This window comes from Caballeronia temeraria, from assembly GCF_001544795.2.
Classification (GTDB): domain Bacteria; phylum Pseudomonadota; class Gammaproteobacteria; order Burkholderiales; family Burkholderiaceae; genus Caballeronia; species Caballeronia temeraria.
Genome location: NZ_FCOI02000028.1, coordinates 75,817 through 99,194, shown reverse-complemented (window position 1 = coordinate 99,194; position 23,378 = coordinate 75,817). Strand labels below are relative to the sequence as shown.

Below are 23,378 nucleotides of genomic sequence, written 5' to 3'. Positions count from 1 at the left end.
CCAAGCCCGGTTGGGCCTTTGAGGGCGACACTTAGGCGAGTGCCGCCTGGGACGAGAGAACTACCCCAATTGCGTGTGACCGCGGGCTTGAGAAGCTGCTTTCTTTGGTTACTTTCTTTGCAGCAGCAAAGAAAGTGACTGCCGCCCCGCACAGGGGCAGCGCTAATAGACCAAAAGCAAACCGGGATCCAACAACAAAACAAAACCTCAAGCAAACGTATCGACAAGCCCAACAGTGCGCCGCACGGCCACATTGCCGCTGGCAGCAACAACGCCACCTCCACCGCCACCACGCCTGCCCCCAGAAGACCCCGCCCCCGACCGATCATCCCCGCTGCCTTGCCGCGCAAACGCCGACCCATCGGACACAGAAGCGCTCCCGAGACTGATGCCATTCGCCTCCATCGCCTCACGCAATTTCGGCATCGCCGCCTCGACCGCCTCACGCACTTGCTGATGCTGCGACACGAACAGCGCATGCGCGTGATTCTCGGAGACCTGCAACGTCACCTGCAAAGGCCCCAAATCCTTGGGATTCAAAGTCAGCTCAGCACTCGTCTGATCCGACTTCGACAGAAACACGACCTTCTGGCTGAACGCATCGTCCCAGCCGGAGCCGCCGACATGCGGTGCAATCGCCGCGCTCGTCGCCGATGCCATCGCGCCCTGCGGGCTCGACACCGCCGAACTCGCCGATGCCGTCTGCATCGCCACCGCGTGCGCCGCAGCGTCGGCGGCCTGCTTGTAGGCTGCCGTCGCGGCATCCGTGGACGTCGCCGGCACGGCTTGCGCGCTGGCCAAATCGGTGGCGCCGGCAGTCTTGTCGTCGGTCCTGGCATTCGCCACGAGACCGGTCAGCGTCGCGCCCTTGCCGCCCTTGGCGAACAGACCGCCCTGATCCTCGCCGTTCGCGCCCTCGCGCGCCGTCGTGACCGATCCGTTCGCGGGAACCGCGTTGGGCTGCGCGTTGTTCATCGATGCCAGCGCGGCGGCAAGCGCGTCCTGCGCCGACTTCGCATCGCCGCTCTTGTGCGTGGCGCCCGTCGATTTGTCGTCGTCGGTCGATGCCGTGGCGGTCGCGGCATCGGTCAGATCGGTGAGCGTGACGCTGGTGTCGTCGTCATCGGTGCTGGTGGCGTTCGCGGCATCCGCGCGAGCTTTCGCCTGCGCCGCAGCAGCGGCCGCATCCGCCGACGAAGAACCCGACGTCTGCGCCGCAGGCTTCGATGCCTGCGCCGTATCCGCCTTGTCCGCAGGCTTCGACGCCTCCTTCGGCGCGTCCGTCTGATCGGGCTTCGCGGCGGCGTGCGCATCCGATGCGTCGTCGCTCTTCGCGGCATCGTCGGACGGCTTCGGCGCGTCATGCACGCTCGACGTGTCCGCCGACGAATCCGCCAGCGCCTGCGCCGCTTGCGCGTCGGCATTGGCGCGGTCGGTGATGCCTTGCAGCGTCATGCCGAACGACGTGGCCGCGCTTGCCGCGCGCTGCGCCGAAGCCTTGCTCGATGACATGGCGCCCGAAAGCGCGCCGAGGGAAGAAACGGAGGACATGCTGATGAGCCTCTGGATAAATCGATGAATGGATTACGACGAAGCCCGCTCGGCGCGCATGCGCAGCACCTTGGCGGCGTGTTCGTCGGATTCGCGCTGTTCGACGCGCGCGGCTTTCTTCGCGAGCATCGCCTCGCCGCGCGCGGCCAGCACTTCGTAACTGCCGAGCTTCTGTTTCTTGAGACGCCAGTCGGGTTTCGCCGCCTCGATGCGCTGATCGGCCATGAGCAGCGCCGTGCGCTGTTGCGCGATGGCGTTGTCGAGCGTATCGACGAACGCCTGGAAGTTACGCAGCGTCTGCGCCGTCGTGCCTTCCTGCGCCGATGCCGTGAAGCGCGCGTGATATTCGTCGCGGTAAGTCACGAGCGAGTTCAGCTGCGTCTCGATCTCGTCTCTTTCCTGCTGAAGCTTGCCGAGCTTCTTGGCGGCGGCATCCAGTTCCTCTTCGGCGAGTTCGATGAGGGTGTTGATCGGCAGATTCTTCGACATGGCGTGGCGGTCCCGTATGGTCTTTTGGCGTTCTTCTGATGAATGCTTCGGATACTAGTCGAAAATTATTCGAACAGTTGATTCAACATTTCGATGCTCGGCTCGAACGGCGCCTCTTCCCGAAAGCCTTGCTGCAGGAAGGACTCCATGCGCGGATACAGCGCGATCGCGCGGTCGAGCAGCTGGTCGCGGCCGCTCGAATACGCGCCCACGTTGATCAGATCCTTGTTGCGCTGATAACGCGAAAGCATCTGCTTGAAGAGACGCACGCGCTCCAGATGCTTGTCGTCGATGATCGAGGTCATCACGCGGCTGATCGACTGTTCGATGTCGATGGCCGGGTAATGTCCCGCTTCGGCGAGCGAGCGGTTCAGCACGATATGGCCGTCGAGAATCGCGCGCGCCGAATCGGCGATCGGGTCTTGCTGGTCGTCGCCTTCGGTGAGCACGGTGTAGAACGCCGTGATCGAGCCGCCGCCTTCCGGACCGTTGCCCGTGCGCTCGACGAGCGCCGGCAGCTTCGCGAACACCGACGGCGGATAACCCTTCGTCGCAGGCGGCTCGCCGATCGCAAGCGCGATCTCGCGCTGGGCCATCGCGTAGCGCGTGAGCGAATCCATCAGCATCAGCACGTGCTTGCCCTGATCGCGGAAATACTCGGCGAGCGAGGTCGTGTACGCGGCGGCCTGCATCCGCAAAACGGGCGACACGTCCGCTGGCGCGGCTACGACGACCGAGCGCGCGAGACCGTCCTCGCCCAGAATCTGCTCGATGAATTCCTTTACTTCGCGGCCACGTTCGCCGATCAGCCCGATCACGATCACTTCCGCGCTCGTGTAGCGCGCCATCGTGCCGAGCAGCACCGACTTGCCGACGCCCGAGCCCGCGAACAGGCCCATGCGCTGACCGCGTCCGACGGTGAGCAGCGAGTTGATCGCGCGCACGCCGACGTCGAGCACCTTGCTGATCGGCTCGCGATTCAGCGGATTGATGACCGGACCCGCCAGCGGGGCATCGACCTTGGCGCCGAGCGGGCCGAGTCCGTCGAGCGGACGGCCGGAGGCATCGACCACGCGGCCGAGCATTTCCCAGCCGACCGGCAGACGCTTCGCGCCCGCCATCGGATCGTTGATCGGCGCGCTTTCGAGCGGATAGACGCGCGCGCCCGGCAACAGGCCGGCGACTTCGGTCGTCGGCATGAGAAAGAGCTTGTCGCCCGCGAAGCCGACGACTTCGGCTTCGGCGGTCGGAATCGCGCTGCCCGGCGGCAACTCGATCATGCACTCGGAGCCGACGCCCATCTTCAGGCCGACCGCTTCCAGCACGAGACCGGCGGCGCGCGTGAGACGGCCGCACGAGCGCAGCGGCTTCGCGATGGCGTTGCGCGACTTGAGCGCGTCGAGCTTGTCGCGCCACGTGTCGATGTGCGGATTGCCCGCGATATCGGCGAGTTCGGCGATGGTGCGCGCGGCGAGTTCGTCGGGCGATTCGGTGTCGAAGTCGTCGTCGGCGGCGAGCGGGCCGAACGACGCGCGCGCGAGTTCCTGTTCGAGTTCGCTCAGGCCGTCCTGCGTGATGCGTTGATTTACCACGGCTTGTTTCTCCCCAATGCGGCCACGACGCGTTCCCAGCGCGACACGTTGGTCGCGTCCATTTCGCCGGTCGCCGCGTGCGCCTTGCAGCCGCCGCGCTCGACTTCCGGATCGGGGCGCACGGTCCAGCCGGCGGCCTCGAGTTCGTCCTTCAGATAGGCATCGACGATCGGCAAATCGGCGGGATTCACGATGAGCGTCGGCGCGCCGGACAGCTCCGGCTCGGCGGCGATCACCTCACGCGCCACGGCGACGAGCGCCGTCGGATCGAGCGCGAGATGCTGGCGCACGACCTGCTGCGCGATATCGACGGCGAGTTCCGCGAGCGATTCCGCGATGGCCGCATCGGCGGCGAGCAGCGCGGTCTTGAACGCATCGGCGATATCGGCGAGACGCGCGGCCTCCGCCAGCGCTTCCTTGCGGCCGTCCTCGAAACCCTTCGCCTGGCCTTGCTCGTAACCAGCCTGATAACCGAGCGCCTGCCCCGCGACGTGACCCTTCGCGAGCCCTTGCTGATACGCGTCGTCCTCGACGCGGCGCAGGTGCGCTTCGAGCGCGGCCTGTTCCGCCGCGCTGTTGTCGACCTTGATTTCGACGGGATCGAACGACGCCATTTCCCAGCGCTGATACGCCGAGACCGGAGCCTTCTGCGCGCGGGCATCAGACATAGGCATCCTCCGCCTTGCCGCCTAGCTGGATCTGGCCGTTTTCCGCGAGATTGCGGACGATCTGGAGAATCTTGCGCTGCTGCTGCTCGACTTCCGACACGCGCACCGGACCGCGCGAATCGAGGTCTTCCGCGAGCAGTTCGGCCGCGCGCTGCGACATGTTCGACAGGAACTTCTGACGCAGCGCCGGCTGCGCGCCCTTCAGCGACACGATCAGCGTCTCCGACTCCACTTCCTTGAGCAGCAACTGGATCGCGCGGTCTTCCAGGTCGAGCAGGTTCTCGAACACGAACATCTGGTCGATGATCTTCTGCGCCAGCTCCGCGTCATACTCGCGCACGTTCGCGATGACGCCTTCCTCGTGATTGCTCGACATGAAGTTGAGAATCTCGGCCGCCGTGCGGATGCCGCCCATCGGCGCGCGCTTCAGGTTGTCGCTGCCGGAAAGGAGCGTCGTCAGCACGTCGTCGAGTTCGCGCAGCGCGGCGGGCTGAATGCCGTCGAGCGTCGCGATGCGCAGGAGCACGTCGTTGCGCAGGCGCTCGGTCAGCAGCGACACGATTTCCGACGCCTGATCGCGGTCCAGGTGCACGAGAATCGTCGCGATGATCTGCGGATGCTCGTTCTTGATGAGTTCCGCGACCGCGCCCGAGTCCATCCACTTCAGACCTTCGATGCCGCTCGTATCGCTGCCTTGCAGGATACGGTCGATCAGCGCGCCGGCCTTGGTCTCGCCGAGCGCCTTCGTCAGCACCGAGCGGATGTACTCGCTCGAATCGAGCGACAGCGCGGTGTGCTGCTCCGCTTCGCTCACGAATTCGGTCAGCACGTTGTCGAGTTGCTCGCGCGTCACGTTTTTCAGTGCCGCCATCGTTGCGCCGATCTTCTGCACCTCGCGCGGCGCGAGAAATTTGAAAACTTCGGCGGCTTCTTCCTCACCGATCGACATCAGGAGGAGAGCGGCTTTGTTCAGGCCTTCAGCGTTCATCGGACACCCAGTTCTTTACGACCGTCGCAACGATTCTCGCGTCCTGACGCGCCACCATGCGCGCGTAGTCGAGATTGCGATCGAATTTGGCTTTCTTGCTTTCATGACCGAGGAGACTCACCTCGGCATCCTTGTCTTCGTCTTCCTTCTTCGTGCCGCCGTCGAGCGACGGGCCGTCGAGCAGCGAAAGCTCGTCCGGCGCGGCCAGCGTGGGCGCGGCTTCCGGCGGCGGCGGGAAGGCGCGGCGCATCGCCGGCTTCACCATGCTGAAGTACAGGAACAGCGCCACGATGCCGATGCCCAGATACTTCGCCGCCTGGATCGCCATGCCGATCGATTCCGGCGTCTTCCACCACGGCACGTCCGGCGTCGCGTTCAGGTCGGCGGAGAACGCGCTGTTCACGACGTTCACCGAGTCGCCGCGCTTGTCGTCGAAGCCCATCGCGTCCTTCACGAGCTGCTGGACCTGCGCGAGCTTGTCGGCGGCGAGCGGCGTCATCGTGACGTTGCCCTTCGCGTCGACCTTCTTCTCGTAGTTCACGACCACCGCCACGGACAGGCGCTTGATGCCGCCCGTCGCCTGCTCGTAGTGGCGCACGGTGCGATCCACTTCGTAGTTCGTCGTCGTGTCCTTGCGCTGGTTCTGCGGACCCGTTTTCGCCGATGCACCCGCCGCGCCCGATGCCGCTGCATCGACCGGCGCGGACGCCGGCTGCGGCGGCTGGTTCGACAGCGCGCCCGGCACGCCGCCGATGCTGCCGCCGCCGGATTCGCTCGATTCGCTCGACTGCTGGCTGCGGATCGCCGTGCTCTGCGGGTTGCCGTTCGGGCCATAGCTTTCGGCGGTCTGCTCCAGCTTCGAAAAGTCGATGTCGGCGCTCACCTGCGAGCGGGCGTTGCCGGCGCCGAACAAGGGCGCCAGGATCGCGTCGATGCGCTTTTGCGTGTTGTGCTCGATCTGCTGCACATACTTCAGTTGCGACGCGTCGAGGCCATTTGCGGCGCTCTGGCTCGTCAGCAGGTTGCCGTCCTGATCGACGATATTGACGTTCTTCACCGGCATGTCCGCCACGCCCGACGCCACCATGTGCGCGATCGCGACCACCTGGCCTTCGTCGAGCACGCGGCCGGGATACAGATTGACCATGACGGAGGCGGTCGGCAGTTCCTTGTCGCGTACGAAGACGCTCGGCTTCGGAATCGCCAGATGCACGCGCGCCGACTTCACCGACGAAATCGAACCGATCGTGCGCTCAAGTTCGCCTTCCAGCGCGCGCTGATAGTTGACCTGCTCGGCGAACTGGCTGATGCCGAACTTCTGGTTGTCCATCAGTTCGAAGCCGACCGAGCCGCTCTTCGGCAAGCCCTGGCTCGCGAGACGCAGACGCGTTTCGTGAACCTGCTCGCCCGGCACGAGAATGGCGCCGCCGCCGTCGGAGAGCTTGTAGGGAATGTTGCCCTGCTGGAGCGCGGCAACGATTGCGCCGCCGTCCCGGTCGGAGAGATTGGAGAAGAGGACGCGATAGTCCGGCTGGCGCGACCACATGACGAGGCCCGCGACCACCATCACCAGAATCGCGACGGCCACGATGAGCGGCACGCGCGGATTCGAGCGGAACTGGTTGAGCATCGGCACGCGCTGCGCGAAACCGCCGAAATCGGCGCCCGTGCCACCCGCGAGGCCGGCGCCCGCGGCGGCTGTTCCGGCCGCGCCCGGCTGTGCGCCTGCCAGGCCCATTCTGGCGTCTGGCGTAATGAGTGAGTTGTTGGGCGTTTCCATTTAGCGTCGAAGCTCCGAATCCTGGGTTCTCCTCCCGCCGCTTCCCGCTTTCCATGTAAGCGGCGGTGGAGGACTTTTCACGATGGGGATTATCCGCAGAAGATTGCAAGTCGATTCGGTGAATAGAGCGGGGTTTTCCCCGTTCTTCCCGCGCTTTGAAAAATCGCCGGCTGCTAATCTTTTTCGTACTCGGTGAACCTCCGCAAATGCGGCCCGAGCATCGGGTTTCCGCGACGAGCGGCACCGGTTTATTCCTGTCATCCGGAGTCAACATGAACTTTCCGATCAATCCGCTTTCCTCGGCTCTGTCGGCCATTCAGTCGATGGCGTCGCAAGCCGCAGGCGGCACCGGCGCTGCGGGCGCCGCGACCGTCGCGTCGGGCGCCGTCTTGGGGCAGAGCGGGACATCGGGCGCGGCGAGCGCGACCAGCTTCGCCGACGCGCTGAAATCGTCCATCGACAAGATCAGCGACAACCAGACCAAGGCGCTCGGCGAGGCGCACGCGTTCGAGATCGGCGCGCCGAACGTCTCGCTCAACGACGTGATGGTCGACATGCAGAAGGCGAACGTCGGCATGCAGTTCGGCCTGCAGGTCCGCAACAAGCTCGTTTCGGCCTACAACGACATCATGCAGATCTCCGTCTGACGCCACTTTCGCGATCCCGCCCTCGATTGCTGCGATTCGCCCTGGAGCCTTGAGTCCTAAAGCTTTTCCGCGCTTTTCCGATAACCCCGGTAACGGCACGGCGAACGATGGTTCGCCCGCTTCGGCGGGCGGCACGCTCGCCTGCACCGGTTTGACCGGAATCACCCGCATCAGGACGAGAGGCACGGCGTCCGCATGAAACCCGCGGACGCTGCGGCATCGCACAAGGAGAACCGAGAGATGTATTCCCCAGGACACGCTGGAGCCAACGCGTACGCACGCGTCGGCGTGCAGACAGGAGTGATGGGAGCGAGCCCGCACCGGCTGATCGTGATGCTGTACCAGGGCGCGCGTCAGGCGATCGCGCAGGCGCGCATGCATCTGCAGCAGAACAACGTCGGCGGACGCGGCGCGGCCATCAGCAAGGCGATCAGCATCATCGAGAGCGGCTTGCAGCAGGCGCTCAACAAGGATGCGGGCGGCGAAATCGCGCAGCGGCTGGACGCGCTGTACACGTATATGACGCGCCGGCTGCTCGAGGCGAACGTGAAGCAGGACGAGACGATGCTCGTCGAGGTCGACGACCTGCTCGCGACGCTCGAGGAAGCCTGGATTGGAATTGGACCGGAAGTGGCGCAAATGACGGCCGTGCCCGTTTGACGGGCATGTGCGTCGACTGCCTCGAAAGAATGAAGACGACACAAGAATATTTCGCCCACTACGAAGCCATTGCGGCGGTGTCCGGCCAGATGCTGGCGGCCGCGCGCGGCGGCGAATGGAGCGAGCTGAAGGCGTTGCAGGGCACCTATCGCGATCTGGTCGATCAGCTGAAGGAAGCCGATTCGGGCTCGGATCTCGACGATGACGCCCGTGCACGCAAGCTGGACCTCGTGAAGAAGATTCTCGCCGACGACGCCGCGATCCGCGATCTGACCTCGCCGAGCCTCGCGCGCCTGTCCGCGCTCTTCACGGTCAACAGCCCGGCCCGCGTACTGAAAAAAATGATCGGACTGCGCTAGACGCAGCCGCGCGCCGCGGCCGGACGATCCGGCGCGCGCCTATGAGGATGTGGGCATGACTGGACTCGATACCGCGATCGCATCGCTGCTCGCCAACCGCACCGAGCTCCTCATGTCCGCGCTGCGTGCGCCCAACGGGGTCGGCAACGCCGGCCTCGCGGGCGCGAGCGTCGGGCAGACCACGACGCCGATCGACGTGCCGCAGAGCGTCGGCGCGCCCGCCGGCGCAACGGGCCCGGCGGCATCGGCGCAGGCCGCATTCTCCAGCGTCGCGCGCACGCTCGACGTGATTTCCCGCTTCGGCGGCGCGACGCCCGCGCTGACCAGCGACGCTCCGCTCTGGCCGACGCCGCCCCGCCCCGCGAGCGCCTTCGCCGCGCTCACGACGGGCCTCTTCGATACCGCTTTCTCCTCCAACGCCGCCGCCGTCGCGGCCGCGCGCGCTGCGACGCAGAATCTGCCGCCGCTGCCGGCCGCCGCGCTCGCGAGCGCGCTGGCGAAAACCGTCGACGAAAGCGGACTGTTCTACGAATCGCATCTGGTGCAATGGCTCGCGGGCCAGCGCACGGCGGCGTCGCTCGGCAACGAACCGCAGGCGCGCGTCGATGCGCAATCGATGTCCTTGCCGTTCGATTTCGCGAACGCCGCGACGCCCGCCGACACCGGTCTCGACGATGCCCGCGCGCCGCAGATCCCACCCGATTCGCCCGATTTCCACGGCCGCCAGATCGCGACGCCGCAGACGCCGCAGCAGGCGGCCGCGCTCGCGGCGTCGGTGCGCGATGCGTCGCCGTCGGCGCTGTCGAACTCGCAGAGCGGCAGCGCGGCGGGCGGCGCGAACGCCCACGCCGCGCAGCCGAGCGAGCGCGAATCGGCGTTGCAGGCGTCGGTCGCGGCGGGCATCCATCCGGCGACGCTCAATGTCGTGCGCCAGCAACTCGATGTGCTCGCGAACCAGCAGTTTCGCTGGCAGGGCGAGGCGTGGCCCGGCACGCGCTTCGAATGGGAAGTGGCGCGCGAGCCGCGCGATCAGCGCGCCTCCGACGATATCGCCGACGAACGCGCGTGGCGTACGCGCATCACGCTGTCGCTGCCCGCGCTCGGCACGGTCGACGCCGAGCTCGTGCTGTCGGGCGAGAAGCTCGTCGCGCGCATCAAGGCGGGCGACTCGGGCGCGCGCCGTCTCGCCGCCGACGGCGCCGCGTTCGCGCGTCAACTGGAGGCGGCGGGCATCGCGCTGGCGTCGCTGTCCGTGCGCTCGATGGACGGCACGACCGATCTCGCGCTCTCCGCTGAGAAAAGCGCCGTGAAAAAGCCGATGCGCTCGCCGCTCGAACATCTGTTCCGCTCGCCGCATGGCGATGGGAGTGAAGCATGAGCGGTCAGGATCAGCCGCCGTACACGCGCAGGCAGGCGACCGCGCTCGTCTACGAGGCGGGCAATCGCGAGGGAACGCCGCGCGTCGTCGCGAAGGGCTACGGCATGGTCGCGGACATGATCGTGCAGCGCGCGAAGGAAGCGGGGCTGTACGTGCACGAATCGCCGGAAATGGTGTCGCTGCTGATGCAGGTCGATCTCGATGCGCATATTCCGCCCGCCTTGTATCAGGCGGTGGCGGAATTGCTGTCGTGGGTGTATCGGCTGGAGAACGAGGAGCCGTTGCGGGAAGCGGGCAAGGCAGCGATCCGCTGACGCGCCTCAGGCGGCGAACGCCCGCGTGACAATCGCCGCATGATCGAAGCGCGCCGGCAGCGTGCCGTACACGCGCCCGCTTTCGCCGCGCGCATCGCCCAGACGCGATTCGATGAACGCATCGGCGACATTCTCCGGCGCGTGCCGCGCGAGCAGCACGCCTTGCGCACATAACGCCAGTTGCTGCGCAATGCGGCGCGCCGACGCTTCCCGCGCCGATGGATCGCCCGTCAGCATCGTCACTAGCGACGACAGCGCGCCCGACAGCACCGGATGCGCGGCCGCCGTCGTTTTCCAGTCGTCGAAGAGCGCGTGCGCGGCGTCCTGCTCGCGCTCGAACGCGCGCAGCACGTCGAGGCACATGACGTTGCCCGAGCCTTCCCAGATCGAATTGACCGGAGCCTCGCGATAGAAACGCGCCATCGGCCCGGTTTCGACATAGCCGTTGCCGCCCCAGACTTCCATCGCCTCGCCGGTGAATTCGAGCGCGCGCTTGCATACCCAGAATTTCGCGGCCGGCGTGACGATGCGCCGCCACGCACGCTCGGCGAGCGCTCCGCCCGGCGCGGCGCTCTGCTCGAACGCGCCCGCGAGCCGCATGAAAAGAACCGTCGCCGCTTCGGATTCGAGCGCGAGATCGGCGAGCACGTTGCGCATCAGCGGCTGATCGACGAGATGCGCGCCGAATGCACTGCGATGGCGCGCGTGATGGATCGCCTGCACGAGCGCCGCGCGCATCAGCGCCGCGCTGCCGATCACGCAGTCGAGCCGCGTGAAGTTCGCCATTTCGATGATGGTCGGCACGCCGCGTCCTTCGTCGCCGATCATCACGCCGTAGGCATCGAGAAATTCCACTTCGCTGCTCGCGTTCGAGCGATTGCCGAGCTTGTCTTTCAGGCGCTGGATCTGGACCGCGTTCTTGCGTCCGTCCGGCGTGAAGCGCGGCACGTAGAAGCACGACAGGCCGCCTTCGTCGTCGGTGCGTGCGAGCACGAGATGCGCGTCGCATTGCGGCGCGGAGAAGAACCATTTGTGACCGACCAGCCGATAAGCCCCGCCGCGTCCCGGCGCGCCGAGCGCATGCGCGCGCGTGCGGTTGCTGCGCACGTCGGAGCCGCCTTGCTTTTCGGTCATGCCCATGCCGATCATCATCGAATGCTTGCCGGCTTCGAGCGGAATGTCGCGCGGATCGTGTTCGCGCGACAAGAGCGCACGGGACACGCGCGCGAACAGGCCGGCTTCGCTGCGCAGGACCGGAATGCTCGCGAAAGTCATCGTGACGGGGCACAGCGAGCCGGATTCGAGCTGGCCGTGCAGGTAGTAACCGGCGCAGCGCGCGGCCATCGATCCGGCGCGCGCGGACGGCTCGAACGGCATCGCGTGCAATCCTTCGTGCCGCAGACGGCGCAACAATTCGTGCCAGGCCGGATGAAACTCGATAGCGTCGATGCGCTCGCCGCGCGGATTGTGCGTCGCGAGTTCCGGCTCGTGCCGGTTGGCGAGATCCGCGAGCGCGACGACGTCCGGCTGCGTCAGCGTCATCCCGTCGCGCGAGAGCGCCTCGGCGTGCCACTGCGCGCCTTCGCGCCTGACGGCATCGGCGAGCGCCCGATCGAACGCGAACGCGTCATAGCCGATGAGCGGCGGCACCTGATTCGTGACGTCGTGTGTCTGCCCGAACGGGCGATCGGCGGGATCGGACATCGTCGGTCTCCTTCCTTGCGCGCGCGAACGGGCGGCGCGGTGGCTCGTCACTGTCGGACGGACGCAACAGCCGCTGCGACGGCATCGGGCGTTCGCGCGCCATCTCGAATTCAAGAATCATAGGCCGGGCATCGATCGGACGGTAGAAGCATGGCTCTGATCGAAGCCGCCGATATTTTTCCGATGCGCCGTCCGAAAGCGCCGCTCACTGAGACAAATCCGATTGTTAATCCCGCCCCAATGACGGGCAGGAGCCCGAACCTATAATCGGCTCGCCTAATTTCGGCGGATGCAATGACGCCTTTTACGGAAGCATTCTCAATGAGCATCAACCTCAATCAACTTGTCCAGGGCGCTTTGACCGAAAGCGTGTTGCAGCAAATCGCGGGGCGCATCGGCTGCGCGCCGGAATCCGCCAAGCGCGTGGTGTCGCTGTGCGGGCCGGCCCTCATCGGCGCGATGATGAACAAGGCGTCGTCGCTCGAAGGCGCACGCAACCTGTTCGCGGCGGTCATGTCGCCGCGCACGAACGCGCTGATCGCGGAAGAGTTGCCGCATGTCGTCGTTCACGACGACAGTTTCAGAACGCTCGTCGATGCCAGCGAGCATGCCGATCACGCGATCACCTCGCACGACAACCTGAACTCGCTCGCCGAGCGCGTCGCCGAGCACACGGGCGTGGCGGCGAGTTCCACGCGCACGCTGGGCGGCATCGTCGGCGCAACGATCTTCGGCGTGCTCAAGCGCTATTTCACGCAGCACAACGGCAATCCCGGCCAGCTTCCCACGCTGCTCGGCCATCAGTTGCCGGTGGTGCGCGCGAACATGACGGACGCGTTCGCCCACGCGCTCGGCCTGGGCTCGGTCGGCGCGTTCATCGCAGGCGTGGCGTCGCGGCTGAAGGCGGTGTCGGCGCATCTGGAGCATCCGGCGACGCACGAGGCATCCGCGTTCCCGCTGTCGCCTGACGCGCACGCAGCGCCCGAACAACCCGTGAAGGAAAACGCGCGCACGAAGAAGTGGTGGTGGGTCGCGCTCGCCGCCGCGCTCGCGCTGCTCGCGTTGCTGCTCGGACGCGGTTGCTCGACGGAGAAAACGGAAGACGCCGCGCCGGCCGCGAAGCCGGACGCAACATCCGATTCGACTGCCAGCACGGCAACCGGCTCGACCGCAGCGGCCGCCGATCAGGCGTCCACGCCTGTCGCGCAGCCGACCAAGGACGCAGCGATGTCCGTCGTCGTCGACGCATCCGGCACGCCCACGCTGACCGCGACGGTCCACGACGAGCAGGAGCGCAGCAAGCTGATCGACGCGCTCACGGCCAAGCTCGGCGCGGGCAAGTTCAAGGCGGACATCACCGTCGATCCCGACACGAAGCCGGCCACGTGGATCAGCAAGCTCGAAGGCCTGCTGCCGGTCCTGACGCTGCCGGGCGCGCAAGTGCGCATCGCTGGCGACAAGATCGATCTGAGCGGCCGCGCGGGCGATGCGTCGCTCGGCTGGCTCGACAAGCTGAAAGCGTATTTCGGCGACGGCTGGACGATCAGCGCCTCCGACACGACGGCCGCGGAGAAGGCGCTCGCCGCCTCCGATGCGCACGCCGCAGCGGCCTGCGCGGCAGCGGACATCGCGAAGACTATGCGTCCGGTCAAGTTCGGCTTTGCGTCGAATTCGTTGCCGCATGCGGCCCTCGACGAACTCGCCAAGTCCGCGAAGGCGCTTTCGGATTGCAACGCCGCCGGCACGCCGGTCAAGCTGCAAATCGGCGGCTACACGGACAGTTCGGGCGATGCAGCCGTGAACCTCCAGTTGTCGGAAAAGCGCGCTCAGGCCGTGCGTTCGTATCTGATCCAGCACGGCGTGCCGGCGGAGACGCTGACGGCGGAAGGTTTCGGCGACGCGCATCCGATCGGCGACAACGCCACGAACCAAGGCCGCGCGGCGAATCGCCGGATCGAGTTCAAGGAACTGAGCTGATCGGCGAACGCTCGATCAAGCCGCTTTGAACAACGCGCCGGCCCGCATATCGCGGGCCGGCGCGTTTTGTTTTGGCGCTCCGCGGATCAGTTTCCGGGCGTGCCGGGTTGCGCGCGCGGGAAGCCATCGGCCATGAAATCCTGATCGAGATTGGCGGGCAGCATTTCCCGCGCGACTTCGATCCACGCGCGCGCCGCGTGCGACAGATAACCGTTGCGCCGCCAGCCGAGCGCCATGTCCCAGTGAATCTCGGGCGCGACGACCCGGCGGCAGGTGAACGCGTTGGCGTCGAGACGGCGGCAGTACGGCGCGGGCAGCAGCGCGATGCCGATGCCCGCCTGCACCAGCGCCGCCATGAAATCCCAGTGCCCGCTGCGCCCGACGATCGTCGGCGCGAAACCCGCCTCGCGGCATGCGTTGAGCACGACGTCGTTCAGCGCGAGGCTCTCGCCGTAGAACACGAACGGCTCGGCGGCGAGATCGGTGAGCGCGACTTCGCGGGCATCGTCCCAACGCGAGCCCTTCGGCGCGACGAGCCACAGAACCTGCCGGCTGACGGGGAGCACGTCGAACATCGCGGTGTCGACCGGCTGCAATACGCCGCCCAGTTCGAGTTCGCCGTCGATCAGCGCCGCTTCGATCGCCTTCGAGCCGCGCTCGAACAGCTTCAGCTCGACCTTCGGATACCGGCGCCGGAACGCGGCGATGGCGGGCGTGAAGAGCGATCCGCCCATCGGCGGAATGCCGATTGTCAGCGTGCCGCGCCCGAACGTGCCGAGATCGTTCAATTCCGCTTCCAGGCGCGCATGCGCCGCCAGCACCTCGACGCCGCGCTGCCACACGATCTGCCCGGCGTCCGTCAGCACCATCTGCCGGCCTTCGCGCAAGAGGAGCGGAGAGCCGACCTCGTCTTCCAGCGCCTTCACCATTTTGCTGATCGTCGGCTGGGTGACGAACATGTGTTCGGCGGCGGCGGTGAAGCTCTTCTGCTTCACCACCTCGATGAAGTACCGCAGGGCGCGCAATTCCATCTTCGGCTCCGGAATTCCAGTTTGGAATGATTTCGATAAGGTTAAGTCATTTTTATTATGTAAGGGGCGCCCATATACTCGACCTACGGGATAACCCTAATCGATTGTCTTTACCGCAGAGAACCGCCATGTCCGCCATCCTTCTGACGAAAACGCCGTCCGCCTTCGCCCGCTTTCTGCGCATCGCGGGGCAGTCCGCCGTGCTCGCGGCCATCTGGGTCGTCGCGGATTTCGTCGCACGCAAGCTGTCGCTGCCGGTGCCGGGCGGCGTGATCGGACTCGTCGCGCTGCTCGCGCTTCTGTTTTGCGGCGGCATCGCGCCGCGCTGGGTCAAGGCGGGCGCGGACTGGCTGCTCTCGGACATGCTGCTGTTCTTCATTCCGGCGGCGGTCGCGGCGGTTCAGTACGGCGGCCTCTTCATGGAAGACGGCTGGCGGCTCGCGCTCGTGGTCGTCGGCGGCACGCTGATGGTGATGGTGGCGGTCGCCTTCGCCGTCGATCGTGCGGCGCGCCTCGAACGCCGTCTCGCATTGCGTCGCGTGCTCGTCGCGCGCCACGCGGCCCGCGCCTGAGCGAGCGAACATGAACCACTTCCTCGCCTCCCTTCTCGAAGACGACGCCGCGCGCCTCATCGCGGCGGGTTGCTTCGTGCTGACCGTCGCGCTGTATTTCGCGGCCAAGCAGCTCTACGCGCGCTTCAAACGGCCGTGGCTCACGCCGCTGCTCGCGGTGCCGGCGGTGCTCGCGATCGTCGTCGTGGTGGCGCGCATTCCCTACGCGGTGTATTACACCGATACGCGCTGGCTCATGTGGCTCCTCGGCCCGGCGACGGTCGCCTTCGCGGTGCCGATCTACGAGTACCGCGAACTCATCAAGCGGCACTGGATTTCGCTCACTGTCGGCGTGACGGTCGGCATTCTGGTGGCGGTCGGTGGATCGCTGGCGCTGGCGAAACTGCTGCATCTGTCGCCGGAACTGCAGCGCAGCCTCGCGACGCGTTCCGTTTCGACGCCGTTCGCGCTCGCCGTCTCCGACAAGATCCACGCGCCGCGAGACCTCACCGCGCTCTTCGTGATCGCGACGGGCGTCTGCGGCATGCTGTTCGGCGAAATCGTGCTGGCGCTGGTGCCGCTGCGCACGCGGCTCGCGCGCGGCGCGTTGTTCGGCGCGGCGGCGCATGGCGTCGGCACGGCGAAGGCGCGCGAACTGGGGAGCGAAGAGGGCGTCGTCGCCAGCCTGACGATGATGATCGCGGGCGTCGTCATGGTGCTGCTCGCGCCGGTATTGAGCGTTTTACCGTTCTAGTCAGTTTCGGTTAGGGACGCGGATTTTCGGAATATTCAGTAGCGTCGTCCGAATCGTCGCATGCGATAAAACTGCGTCTCATATTCGCGGTCGATCATGCTTCGGATCTCCATCATCATCCCCTGCTACAACGCGGTCAAAACACTTGCGCGCGCGCTGAATAGCTGCCTCGCGCAGGCGCAGGTGGGACAGATCATCGTCGTGGACGATTGTTCCGGCGACGCTTCTCGCGACGTTGCCGCCTATTACGCACTGAAAGACGCGAGAATCCAGCTGCTGCGCATGCCCGAAAACGGCGGCCCCGCGCGGGCCCGCAACTTCGCCGCTCAACACGCAACGTTCCCTCTGCTGGCCTTTCTCGATGCGGACGACGAGTATCTGCCGAACGCCCTGGCGGATGCAGCCGCGGCCTTGCACGCCCGTCCCATGCACCCGGCGATACGCCTCGACGTGCAGTACGCCGGCTTTCCCCCCGAGATTTATGCGTTCTCCGAGTTCGAGAAATATGCCGGCAGAATGAGTGACACGGTCACGAGCAGTCTCGTCATCCGGCGATCCGTGTTTTTGGCGCTGGGCGGATTTCCCGTCGACCAGAATTTGCGCGAGTTCGGCGGGGAGGATGCTGTCCTATTCGAAGCGATCGTGGAAATCTACGGCTGCATTCGCATGGTTGACCGCAAACGCGTGCGTCTGCACTACCATCCCCGCAGCCATGTGGCGCGATTTTTCTATCGCGCGATGCGTGTTCTCAAAACGCCGGATCACGAGAATCAGGCCTTTCGCGAAAGTGCCGAGCGTTATCTGGAGAATGCCCGGAAAATCGTCTGGCAGACGAACTGAGTCCTATTGGCGGGCGGTGACGGCATCGCGGCAAGAAACCGGATCGGCGCTTCTCTCACGCGCCATGTCCGCTGCGAGACTTTGCTACAATCCACTTTCGCTTCCGAGGAGCGTTGCGACGGGTGATTTCTCGCAAATCCACCCGCCAGGCTCGGAAGCATTCAATCCGGACGGTTCGAAAGCGCCACGCAGTCAAGGCGCCCGCTGAGCCACCGCATCGAACGGCGCTCACGTCAACATTTCTAGTCTTTTTAGAAAAGGAGGGCGTGATGAACGCCGCAGTTCTCGATTCCAATGATTACCTCGTCGCCGACATGTCGCTCGCCGCATGGGGCCGCAAGGAACTCGACATCGCCGAAACGGAGATGCCGGGTCTCATCCAGACGCGCGAAGAGTACAAGGCGCAGCAGCCGCTGAAGGGCGCGCGCATCGCGGGTTCGCTGCACATGACGATCCAGACGGGCGTGCTGATCGAAACGCTCACGGCGCTGGGCGCGGACGTGCGCTGGGCATCGTGCAACATCTTCTCCACGCAGGACCACGCCGCCGCCGCGATCGCCGCGGGCGGCACGCCGGTGTTCGCGTTCAAGGGCGAATCGCTCGACGAATACTGGGAATTCTCGCACCGCATTTTCGAATGGCCGAACGGCGAGTTCGCCAACATGATTCTCGATGACGGCGGCGACGCAACGCTGCTGCTCATCCTCGGTTCGAAGGCGGAGAAGGATCGTTCGGTGATCGCCAAGCCGACGAACGAGGAAGAAGTCGCGCTGTACAAGTCGATCGCGAAGCACCTCGACGCCGATCCGGTGTGGTACTCCACGCGCCTCAAGCACATTCAGGGCGTGACGGAAGAAACCACGACGGGCGTGCATCGCCTGTATCAGATGGAGAAGGAAGGGCGTCTGCCGTTCCCGGCCATCAACGTCAACGATTCGGTCACGAAGTCGAAGTTCGACAACCTGTACGGCTGCCGCGAGTCGCTCGTCGACGGCATCAAGCGCGCGACCGACGTGATGATCGCCGGCAAGATCGCGGTCGTCGCGGGTTACGGCGACGTGGGCAAGGGTTGCGCGCAATCGCTGCGCGGTCTGGGCGCGACGGTGTGGGTCACGGAAATCGATCCGATCTGCGCGCTGCAAGCCGCGATGGAAGGCTATCGCGTCGTGACGATGGAATACGCCGCGAGCCGCGCCGATATCTTCGTGACGGCGACGGGCAACTACCACGTCATCAACCACGATCACATGAAGGCGATGCGCAACAACGCGATTGTCTGCAACATCGGCCACTTCGACTCGGAAATCGACATTGCGTCGACGCGTCAGTACACGTGGGACAACATCAAGCCGCAGGTCGATCACATCGTCTTCCCGGACGGCAAGAAGATCATCATTCTGGCTGAAGGGCGTCTCGTGAACCTCGGTTGCGCGACGGGCCATCCGTCCTTCGTGATGTCGAACTCGTTCACGAACCAGACGCTCGCGCAGATCGAACTCTTCACCCAGGGCAAGAAGTACGAGAACAAGGTCTACGTGCTGCCGAAGCATCTGGATGAAAAGGTCGCGCGCCTGCACCTCGGCCGTATCGGTGCGGAACTGACCGTGCTGTCGGACGAGCAGGCCGGCTATATCGGCGTCGACAAGAACGGCCCGTTCAAGCCGAACCACTACCGCTATTAATCGCTGACGGTGGCGGTACCCTGCGCGGGCGTGACGACCACGTCCGCGCGCTTCAATGCATCAACCGGAGATTCCTCGATGACCGTGCTGCTGACATGGCTGATCAACGCGCTCGCGCTCCTGATCATCACCTACCTCGTGCCGTCGATTCACATTCGCAGTTTCGGCACGGCGCTCATCATCGCAGTGGTGCTGGGTCTCATCAACGCGATCATCCGACCCGTCCTCATCATCCTCACGCTGCCGGTGACGATCGTCACGCTCGGGTTCTTCATACTCGTCGTGAATGCGCTGTGCTTCTGGCTGTGCTCGTCGCTGCTGAAGGGCTTCGAAGTATCGGGCTTCTGGTCCGCGTTCTTCGGCTCGATTCTGTACAGCATCGTGTCGTGGCTGTTGTCGGCGCTGATTTTCGGGAATCGCAATTTCGGTTGACGTTGACCGCGGGCGCTGCCGTGCGTCATAAAACATCATGAAACCGATCGAACTCTCATTCGAGTTTTTCCCGCCGAAGACGCAGGAAGGCGTGGACAAGCTGCGCGCGTCCCGCGCCGAACTGAAGAAGCTGTCGCCCAAGTTCGTCTCCGTGACGTTCGGCGCGGGCGGCTCCACACAGCAAGGCACGCTCGACACCGTGCTCGAAATGGCCTCGGAAGGATTCGAGGCCGCGCCGCATCTGTCGTGCATCGGCTCGTCGAAGGACAATCTGCGCGCCATTCTTTCGCAGTACCGCGGGCACGGCATTCGCCATATCGTCGCGCTGCGCGGCGATCTGCCTTCGGGTATGGGCGAAGTCGGCGAGTTGCGCTATGCGTCGGAGCTCGTGGCGTTCATCCGCCAGGAGCACGGCGACTGGTTCAACATCGAAGTGGCCGCGTATCCGGAGTTCCATCCGCAATCGCGGTCGCCGAAAGCCGATCTCGAAAACTTCGCGCGCAAGGTGAAGGCGGGCGCGAACTCGGCGATCACGCAGTACTTCTTCAACGCCGATTCGTACTTCAAGTTTGTCGAGGAAGCACGCAAGCTGGGCGTCGACGTGCCGATCGTGCCGGGCATCATGCCGATCACGAACTTCACGCAACTGATGCGCTTTTCCGACATGTGCGGCGCCGAAGTGCCGAAGTGGATCGCGCGCCGTCTCGAAAGCTTCGGCGACGATCGCGAGTCGATCCGCGCGTTCGGCGTCGACGTGGTGACGAGCCTGTGCCGCCGTCTCATCGACGAAGGCGCGCCGGGGCTGCATTTCTACACGCTCAACGGCTCGTGGGCGTCGAAAACGGTGTGCGAGCGGCTCGGCTTCAAGAGCGTCTGATTCGGCATCGAAGTTTCACCCGCGCGGCGTTCGTCGCGCGGTTCTTTCTTTTCCTTCTGATTTCATCGTCTTTTTTCGCTGGCTCGCGTCTGCAAGCGCAATATTTTGCCGACCGATGTATCACCTGCCGGCATGGGTAATAACCTACCCTTATCGAAGCGTCATCGACGACAAGTTCTAGTGGGGAAAACCAACAACGCACGTCACTTTTGTTCGTGCTAGGGTAGCGCCCACTTTGCGCGTGTGCTCCGTAAAAAACGGGGCGGCGCGATCAAGTACACTCGCGCTACGCCGGCCAGGAGCCGGCATCGACTTGGAGGAAACATGAACAAAAACAGCCTGTTGCGAGCCATCCGCAGTTCAGCGCTCGCGGGCGCCGTGGCCACGGCAACGCTTTTCGCGGCAAGCGCGGCGAACGCGGCCGGGATCCCGAACAAGACGCTCGTGTACTGCTCGGAAGGCAGCCCGGCCGGCTTCGATCCGGCTCAGTACACCACCGGCACCGATTTCACCGCGAACACCTTCACGGTCTATAACCGTCTCGTCGAATTCGAACGCGGCGGCACGAAGGTCGAGCCGGGTCTCGCCGAAAAGTGGGATGTTTCCTCCGACGGCCTGACCTACACGTTCCATCTGCGTCATGGCGTGAAGTTCCAGACGACGTCCTTCTTCAAGCCGACGCGCGAATTCAATGCGGACGACGTGATCTTCACGTTCAACCGCATGCTCGATCCGAACAATCCGTTCCGCAAGGCGTACAACGTGCAGTTTCCGTATTTCACGGACCTCGGCATGGACAAGCTGATCTCGAAGATCGAGAAGGTGGACCCGTACACCGTGAAGTTCACGCTGAAGGAAGTGAGCGCGCCGTTCATCCAGAACATGGCGATGGAATACGCGTCGATCCTGTCGGCCGAGTATGCCGACAAGCTGATGAAGGACGGCAAGGCCGCCGACATCAACCAGCAGCCGGTCGGCACGGGCCCGTTCATCTTCCGCAGCTATACGAAGGACGCGACCATCCGTTTCGACGGCAATCCTGATTACTGGAAGCCGAACGCGGTGCAGATCAGCAAGCTGATCTTCTCGATCACGCCGGACGCCGCCGTGCGCGTGCAGAAGCTGAAGAGCAACGAATGCCAGGTGATGAGCTATCCGCGTCCGGGCGATATCGCGGCGCTGAAGTCGGCGTCGAACATCGATACGCCGTCGCAGGCGGGCTTCAACGAAGGCTATGTCGCGTACAACGTGACGAAGAAGGGCCTCGACAACACCGACGTGCGCCGCGCGCTCGACATGGCGATCAACAAGAAGGCGATCATCGATTCCGTGTATCAGGGCGCGGGCCAGCCGGCCACCGCACCGATGCCGCCGACGCAGTGGTCCTATGACAAGAATCTGAAAGGCCAGACGTACGACACGGCGAAGGCGAAGGACCTGCTGAAGAAAGCGGGCTTTCCGGACGGCTTCGAGATCACGCTGTGGGCCATGCCCGTGCAGCGCGCCTACAACCCGAACGCGCGCCTGATGGCCGAAATGATCCAGGCGGACTGGGCGAAGATCGGCGTGAAGGCGAAGATCGTCTCGTACGAGTGGGGCGAGTATCTGAAGCGCGCGCACGCGGGCGAACATGACGCGCTCCTGATCGGCTGGACGGGCGACAACGGCGATCCGGACAACTGGCTCGGCACGCTGCTCGGCTGCGACGCGGTGAAGGGCAGCAACTTCTCGAAGTGGTGCTACAAGCCGTTCGACGATCTCGTCGTGAAGGGCCGTTCGACGACCGATGTCGCCGCGCGCACGAAGGCTTACACCGACGCGCAGCAGATCTTCGCGCAGCAATTGCCGTTCTCGCCGATCGCGCACTCGACGGTGTATCAGCCGGTGAGCAAGAAGGTGACGGGCATGAAGATCGAGCCGCTCGGCTACGCGCGTTTCGATGGCGTCGGCCTGCAATAAGGTTTTGCTGCCGAACAGTTTTTGCACTAAACCATAACTAATCGAACAGGTCCGGCGGCGCGGGTCGACAACGATCCCAGCCGCCGGACGCGTTTTCAGTCCTCCCAATACCGAAAAGGGCGATCATGTTCCGATTCGTTTTGCGACGCATAGGAATGGTGATACCGACGTTCATCGGCATTACGATTCTCGCGTTCGCGCTCATTCACCTGATCCCTGGCGACCCCATCGAAGTGATGATGGGCGAGCGCGGCGTGGACCCGGCCATGCACGCCGAAGCCATGAAGCGCTTAGGTCTGGATCAGCCGCTTCCTCTGCAATACCTGACTTACGTCGGCCACGCGCTGAAGGGCGATCTCGGCACGTCGATCATCACGAATACCAGCGTGATGGGCGAGTTCCTCGCGCGCTTTCCCGCGACCGTCGAACTCTCCATTTGCGCGATGATCTTCGCGCTCGTCGTCGGACTGCCGGCGGGCGTCGCGGCGGCGTTGAAGCGCGGCACGGTCGTCGATCACGGCGTGATGGGCACCGCGCTCACCGGCTACTCGATGCCGATTTTCTGGTGGGGTTTGATCCTCATCATGTTCTTCTCGGCGAAGCTCGGCTGGACGCCGGTGTCGGGCCGCATCGCGGTGGAATACGACATTCCGCACGTCACCGGATTCATGCTGATCGATGCGCTCTTCTCCACCGATGAAGGCGCGTTCAAGTCGGCGCTGTCGCATCTGATTCTGCCGACCATCGTGCTCGGCACGATTCCGCTCGCGGTCATCGCGCGCATGACGCGTTCGTCGATGCTCGAAGTGCTGCGCGAGGACTTCATCCGCACGGCGCGCGCGAAGGGTTTGTCGCCGCTGCGCGTGGTCGTCGTGCATGCGCTGCGCAACGCGCTGATTCCCGTGGTGACCGTGATCGGCCTGCAGGTCGGCACGCTGCTCGCGGGCGCGGTGCTGACCGAGACGCTGTTCTCGTGGCCGGGCGTCGGCAAGTGGCTCATCGACGCCATTTCGCGTCGTGACTATCCGGTCGTGCAAGGCGGCATTCTGATGATCGCGACGCTCGTGATCGTCGTGAATCTGGTCGTCGATCTGTTTTACGGCGTGTTGAATCCGCGCATTCGCCATACTCGCTGAGGACACACG

Annotated in this window: 22 protein-coding genes and 1 riboswitch; of the genes, 14 read left to right on the top strand and 8 right to left on the bottom strand. The window is 64.8% G+C overall.

The window, feature by feature from the left end; all coding sequences use genetic code 11:
- Positions 1-207 precede the first annotated feature (207 nt).
- The 6 genes from AWB76_RS29860 to fliF form a co-directional block, all read right to left on the bottom strand.
- A complete protein-coding gene (locus tag AWB76_RS29860; RefSeq protein WP_061163701.1) occupies positions 208-1,551 on the bottom strand; it encodes a flagellar hook-length control protein FliK in 1,344 nt (447 codons plus the stop codon).
- A gap of 33 nt (positions 1,552-1,584) precedes the next feature.
- The gene (gene fliJ, locus AWB76_RS29855; protein ID WP_061163700.1) at positions 1,585-2,040 is read right to left on the bottom strand and encodes a flagellar export protein FliJ; all 456 of its coding nucleotides are present in this window, start codon (positions 2,038-2,040) and stop codon (positions 1,585-1,587) included.
- A 65-nt stretch (positions 2,041-2,105) separates the two neighbouring features.
- Complete coding sequence (fliI, locus tag AWB76_RS29850) at positions 2,106-3,632, bottom strand: flagellar protein export ATPase FliI (protein WP_061163699.1); 1,527 nt, start codon at positions 3,630-3,632, stop codon at positions 2,106-2,108.
- Entirely contained in the window at positions 3,626-4,300 is a 675-nt protein-coding gene (fliH, locus tag AWB76_RS29845) for a flagellar assembly protein FliH (RefSeq protein ID WP_061163698.1), read from the bottom strand. The genes fliI and fliH overlap by 7 nt, the downstream gene beginning before the upstream one ends.
- Positions 4,293-5,288 (bottom strand): flagellar motor switch protein FliG, encoded by a 996-nt coding sequence (gene fliG, locus AWB76_RS29840; protein ID WP_061163697.1) that lies wholly within the window; start codon positions 5,286-5,288, stop codon positions 4,293-4,295. Before fliG ends, fliH begins: the two co-directional genes overlap by 8 nt.
- Positions 5,278-7,068 (bottom strand): flagellar basal-body MS-ring/collar protein FliF, encoded by a 1,791-nt coding sequence (fliF, locus tag AWB76_RS29835; RefSeq protein ID WP_061163696.1) that lies wholly within the window; start codon positions 7,066-7,068, stop codon positions 5,278-5,280. The genes fliG and fliF overlap by 11 nt, the downstream gene beginning before the upstream one ends.
- Before the next feature lie 272 nt (positions 7,069-7,340).
- Here fliF and fliE point away from each other — a divergent pair, with 272 nt between their 5' ends.
- From fliE to AWB76_RS29810, 5 genes are all read left to right on the top strand, one after another.
- A complete protein-coding gene (fliE, locus tag AWB76_RS29830; RefSeq protein ID WP_061163713.1) occupies positions 7,341-7,715 on the top strand; it encodes a flagellar hook-basal body complex protein FliE in 375 nt (124 codons plus the stop codon).
- A gap of 240 nt (positions 7,716-7,955) precedes the next feature.
- Positions 7,956-8,375 (top strand): flagellar export chaperone FliS, encoded by a 420-nt coding sequence (gene fliS, locus AWB76_RS29825; protein WP_061163712.1) that lies wholly within the window; start codon positions 7,956-7,958, stop codon positions 8,373-8,375.
- A gap of 29 nt (positions 8,376-8,404) precedes the next feature.
- Positions 8,405-8,734: a flagellar protein FliT gene (locus AWB76_RS29820; protein ID WP_061163695.1), complete on the top strand. Its 330-nt coding sequence runs from the start codon at positions 8,405-8,407 to the stop codon at positions 8,732-8,734.
- A gap of 55 nt (positions 8,735-8,789) precedes the next feature.
- Positions 8,790-10,112, top strand: coding sequence for a flagellar hook-length control protein FliK (gene fliK / locus AWB76_RS29815; RefSeq protein ID WP_061163694.1), 1,323 nt, complete (start codon positions 8,790-8,792; stop codon positions 10,110-10,112).
- Positions 10,109-10,426 carry an EscU/YscU/HrcU family type III secretion system export apparatus switch protein gene (locus AWB76_RS29810; RefSeq protein ID WP_061163693.1) on the top strand — a complete coding sequence of 106 codons (318 nt, stop codon included), beginning with the start codon at positions 10,109-10,111 and terminating at the stop codon, positions 10,424-10,426. Before fliK ends, AWB76_RS29810 begins: the two co-directional genes overlap by 4 nt.
- A gap of 6 nt (positions 10,427-10,432) precedes the next feature.
- On the opposite strand, the gene AWB76_RS29805 is transcribed toward AWB76_RS29810, so the two are convergent.
- Positions 10,433-12,130: an isovaleryl-CoA dehydrogenase gene (locus tag AWB76_RS29805; RefSeq protein ID WP_061163692.1), complete on the bottom strand. Its 1,698-nt coding sequence runs from the start codon at positions 12,128-12,130 to the stop codon at positions 10,433-10,435.
- Positions 12,131-12,451: 321 nt separating this feature from the next.
- Here AWB76_RS29805 and AWB76_RS29800 point away from each other — a divergent pair, with 321 nt between their 5' ends.
- Positions 12,452-14,107, top strand: a complete 1,656-nt coding sequence (locus AWB76_RS29800) for an OmpA family protein (protein ID WP_061163691.1) — start codon at positions 12,452-12,454, stop codon at positions 14,105-14,107.
- A gap of 86 nt (positions 14,108-14,193) precedes the next feature.
- Here the strand turns inward: AWB76_RS29800 and AWB76_RS29795 are convergent, their stop codons facing one another.
- Positions 14,194-15,138: a LysR family transcriptional regulator gene (locus AWB76_RS29795; protein ID WP_061163690.1), complete on the bottom strand. Its 945-nt coding sequence runs from the start codon at positions 15,136-15,138 to the stop codon at positions 14,194-14,196.
- Between the two features lie 128 nt (positions 15,139-15,266).
- Here AWB76_RS29795 and AWB76_RS29790 point away from each other — a divergent pair, with 128 nt between their 5' ends.
- From AWB76_RS29790 to AWB76_RS29755, 8 genes are all read left to right on the top strand, one after another.
- Positions 15,267-15,710 carry a CidA/LrgA family protein gene (locus AWB76_RS29790; protein WP_061163689.1) on the top strand — a complete coding sequence of 148 codons (444 nt, stop codon included), beginning with the start codon at positions 15,267-15,269 and terminating at the stop codon, positions 15,708-15,710.
- A gap of 10 nt (positions 15,711-15,720) precedes the next feature.
- Positions 15,721-16,443: an LrgB family protein gene (locus AWB76_RS29785; protein WP_061163688.1), complete on the top strand. Its 723-nt coding sequence runs from the start codon at positions 15,721-15,723 to the stop codon at positions 16,441-16,443.
- 96 nt (positions 16,444-16,539) lie between these two features.
- On the top strand, positions 16,540-17,283 hold the full coding sequence (locus tag AWB76_RS29780) for a glycosyltransferase family 2 protein (protein WP_061163687.1): 744 nt from the start codon (positions 16,540-16,542) through the stop codon (positions 17,281-17,283).
- Positions 17,284-17,382: 99 nt separating this feature from the next.
- A riboswitch (S-adenosyl-L-homocysteine riboswitch) is annotated at positions 17,383-17,520 on the top strand.
- A 32-nt stretch (positions 17,521-17,552) separates the two neighbouring features.
- Entirely contained in the window at positions 17,553-18,965 is a 1,413-nt protein-coding gene (gene ahcY, locus AWB76_RS29775; RefSeq protein WP_061163686.1) for an adenosylhomocysteinase, read from the top strand.
- 78 nt (positions 18,966-19,043) lie between these two features.
- On the top strand, positions 19,044-19,397 hold the full coding sequence (locus AWB76_RS29770; RefSeq protein ID WP_008352606.1) for a phage holin family protein: 354 nt from the start codon (positions 19,044-19,046) through the stop codon (positions 19,395-19,397).
- A gap of 37 nt (positions 19,398-19,434) precedes the next feature.
- Positions 19,435-20,274, top strand: a complete 840-nt coding sequence (metF, locus tag AWB76_RS29765) for a methylenetetrahydrofolate reductase [NAD(P)H] (RefSeq protein ID WP_061163685.1) — start codon at positions 19,435-19,437, stop codon at positions 20,272-20,274.
- A gap of 324 nt (positions 20,275-20,598) precedes the next feature.
- Positions 20,599-22,233 (top strand): ABC transporter substrate-binding protein, encoded by a 1,635-nt coding sequence (locus tag AWB76_RS29760; RefSeq protein ID WP_061163684.1) that lies wholly within the window; start codon positions 20,599-20,601, stop codon positions 22,231-22,233.
- Positions 22,234-22,358: 125 nt separating this feature from the next.
- Positions 22,359-23,369: an ABC transporter permease subunit gene (locus AWB76_RS29755; RefSeq protein WP_061163683.1), complete on the top strand. Its 1,011-nt coding sequence runs from the start codon at positions 22,359-22,361 to the stop codon at positions 23,367-23,369.
- Positions 23,370-23,378 lie beyond the last annotated feature (9 nt).

What these genes read in the sequence shown, in the direction of transcription:
- metF (WP_061163685.1), top strand. Translation starts at nt 19,435, where the DNA reads ATGAAACCGATCGAACTCTCATTCGAGTTTTTCCCGCCGAAGACGCAG.
- AWB76_RS29860 (WP_061163701.1), bottom strand. Translation starts at nt 1,551, where the DNA reads ATGTCCTCCGTTTCTTCCCTCGGCGCGCTTTCGGGCGCCATGTCATCG.
- AWB76_RS29785 (WP_061163688.1), top strand. Translation starts at nt 15,721, where the DNA reads ATGAACCACTTCCTCGCCTCCCTTCTCGAAGACGACGCCGCGCGCCTC.
- AWB76_RS29820 (WP_061163695.1), top strand. Translation starts at nt 8,405, where the DNA reads ATGAAGACGACACAAGAATATTTCGCCCACTACGAAGCCATTGCGGCG.
- AWB76_RS29795 (WP_061163690.1), bottom strand. Translation starts at nt 15,138, where the DNA reads ATGGAATTGCGCGCCCTGCGGTACTTCATCGAGGTGGTGAAGCAGAAG.
- fliF (WP_061163696.1), bottom strand. Translation starts at nt 7,068, where the DNA reads ATGGAAACGCCCAACAACTCACTCATTACGCCAGACGCCAGAATGGGC.
- fliE (WP_061163713.1), top strand. Translation starts at nt 7,341, where the DNA reads ATGAACTTTCCGATCAATCCGCTTTCCTCGGCTCTGTCGGCCATTCAG.
- fliG (WP_061163697.1), bottom strand. Translation starts at nt 5,288, where the DNA reads ATGAACGCTGAAGGCCTGAACAAAGCCGCTCTCCTCCTGATGTCGATC.
- AWB76_RS29805 (WP_061163692.1), bottom strand. Translation starts at nt 12,130, where the DNA reads ATGTCCGATCCCGCCGATCGCCCGTTCGGGCAGACACACGACGTCACG.
- AWB76_RS29780 (WP_061163687.1), top strand. Translation starts at nt 16,540, where the DNA reads ATGCTTCGGATCTCCATCATCATCCCCTGCTACAACGCGGTCAAAACA.
- fliH (WP_061163698.1), bottom strand. Translation starts at nt 4,300, where the DNA reads ATGTCTGATGCCCGCGCGCAGAAGGCTCCGGTCTCGGCGTATCAGCGC.
- AWB76_RS29790 (WP_061163689.1), top strand. Translation starts at nt 15,267, where the DNA reads ATGTCCGCCATCCTTCTGACGAAAACGCCGTCCGCCTTCGCCCGCTTT.
- AWB76_RS29770 (WP_008352606.1), top strand. Translation starts at nt 19,044, where the DNA reads ATGACCGTGCTGCTGACATGGCTGATCAACGCGCTCGCGCTCCTGATC.
- AWB76_RS29810 (WP_061163693.1), top strand. Translation starts at nt 10,109, where the DNA reads ATGAGCGGTCAGGATCAGCCGCCGTACACGCGCAGGCAGGCGACCGCG.
- AWB76_RS29760 (WP_061163684.1), top strand. Translation starts at nt 20,599, where the DNA reads ATGAACAAAAACAGCCTGTTGCGAGCCATCCGCAGTTCAGCGCTCGCG.
- fliK (WP_061163694.1), top strand. Translation starts at nt 8,790, where the DNA reads ATGACTGGACTCGATACCGCGATCGCATCGCTGCTCGCCAACCGCACC.
- fliJ (WP_061163700.1), bottom strand. Translation starts at nt 2,040, where the DNA reads ATGTCGAAGAATCTGCCGATCAACACCCTCATCGAACTCGCCGAAGAG.
- fliS (WP_061163712.1), top strand. Translation starts at nt 7,956, where the DNA reads ATGTATTCCCCAGGACACGCTGGAGCCAACGCGTACGCACGCGTCGGC.
- AWB76_RS29800 (WP_061163691.1), top strand. Translation starts at nt 12,452, where the DNA reads ATGAGCATCAACCTCAATCAACTTGTCCAGGGCGCTTTGACCGAAAGC.
- AWB76_RS29755 (WP_061163683.1), top strand. Translation starts at nt 22,359, where the DNA reads ATGTTCCGATTCGTTTTGCGACGCATAGGAATGGTGATACCGACGTTC.
- ahcY (WP_061163686.1), top strand. Translation starts at nt 17,553, where the DNA reads ATGAACGCCGCAGTTCTCGATTCCAATGATTACCTCGTCGCCGACATG.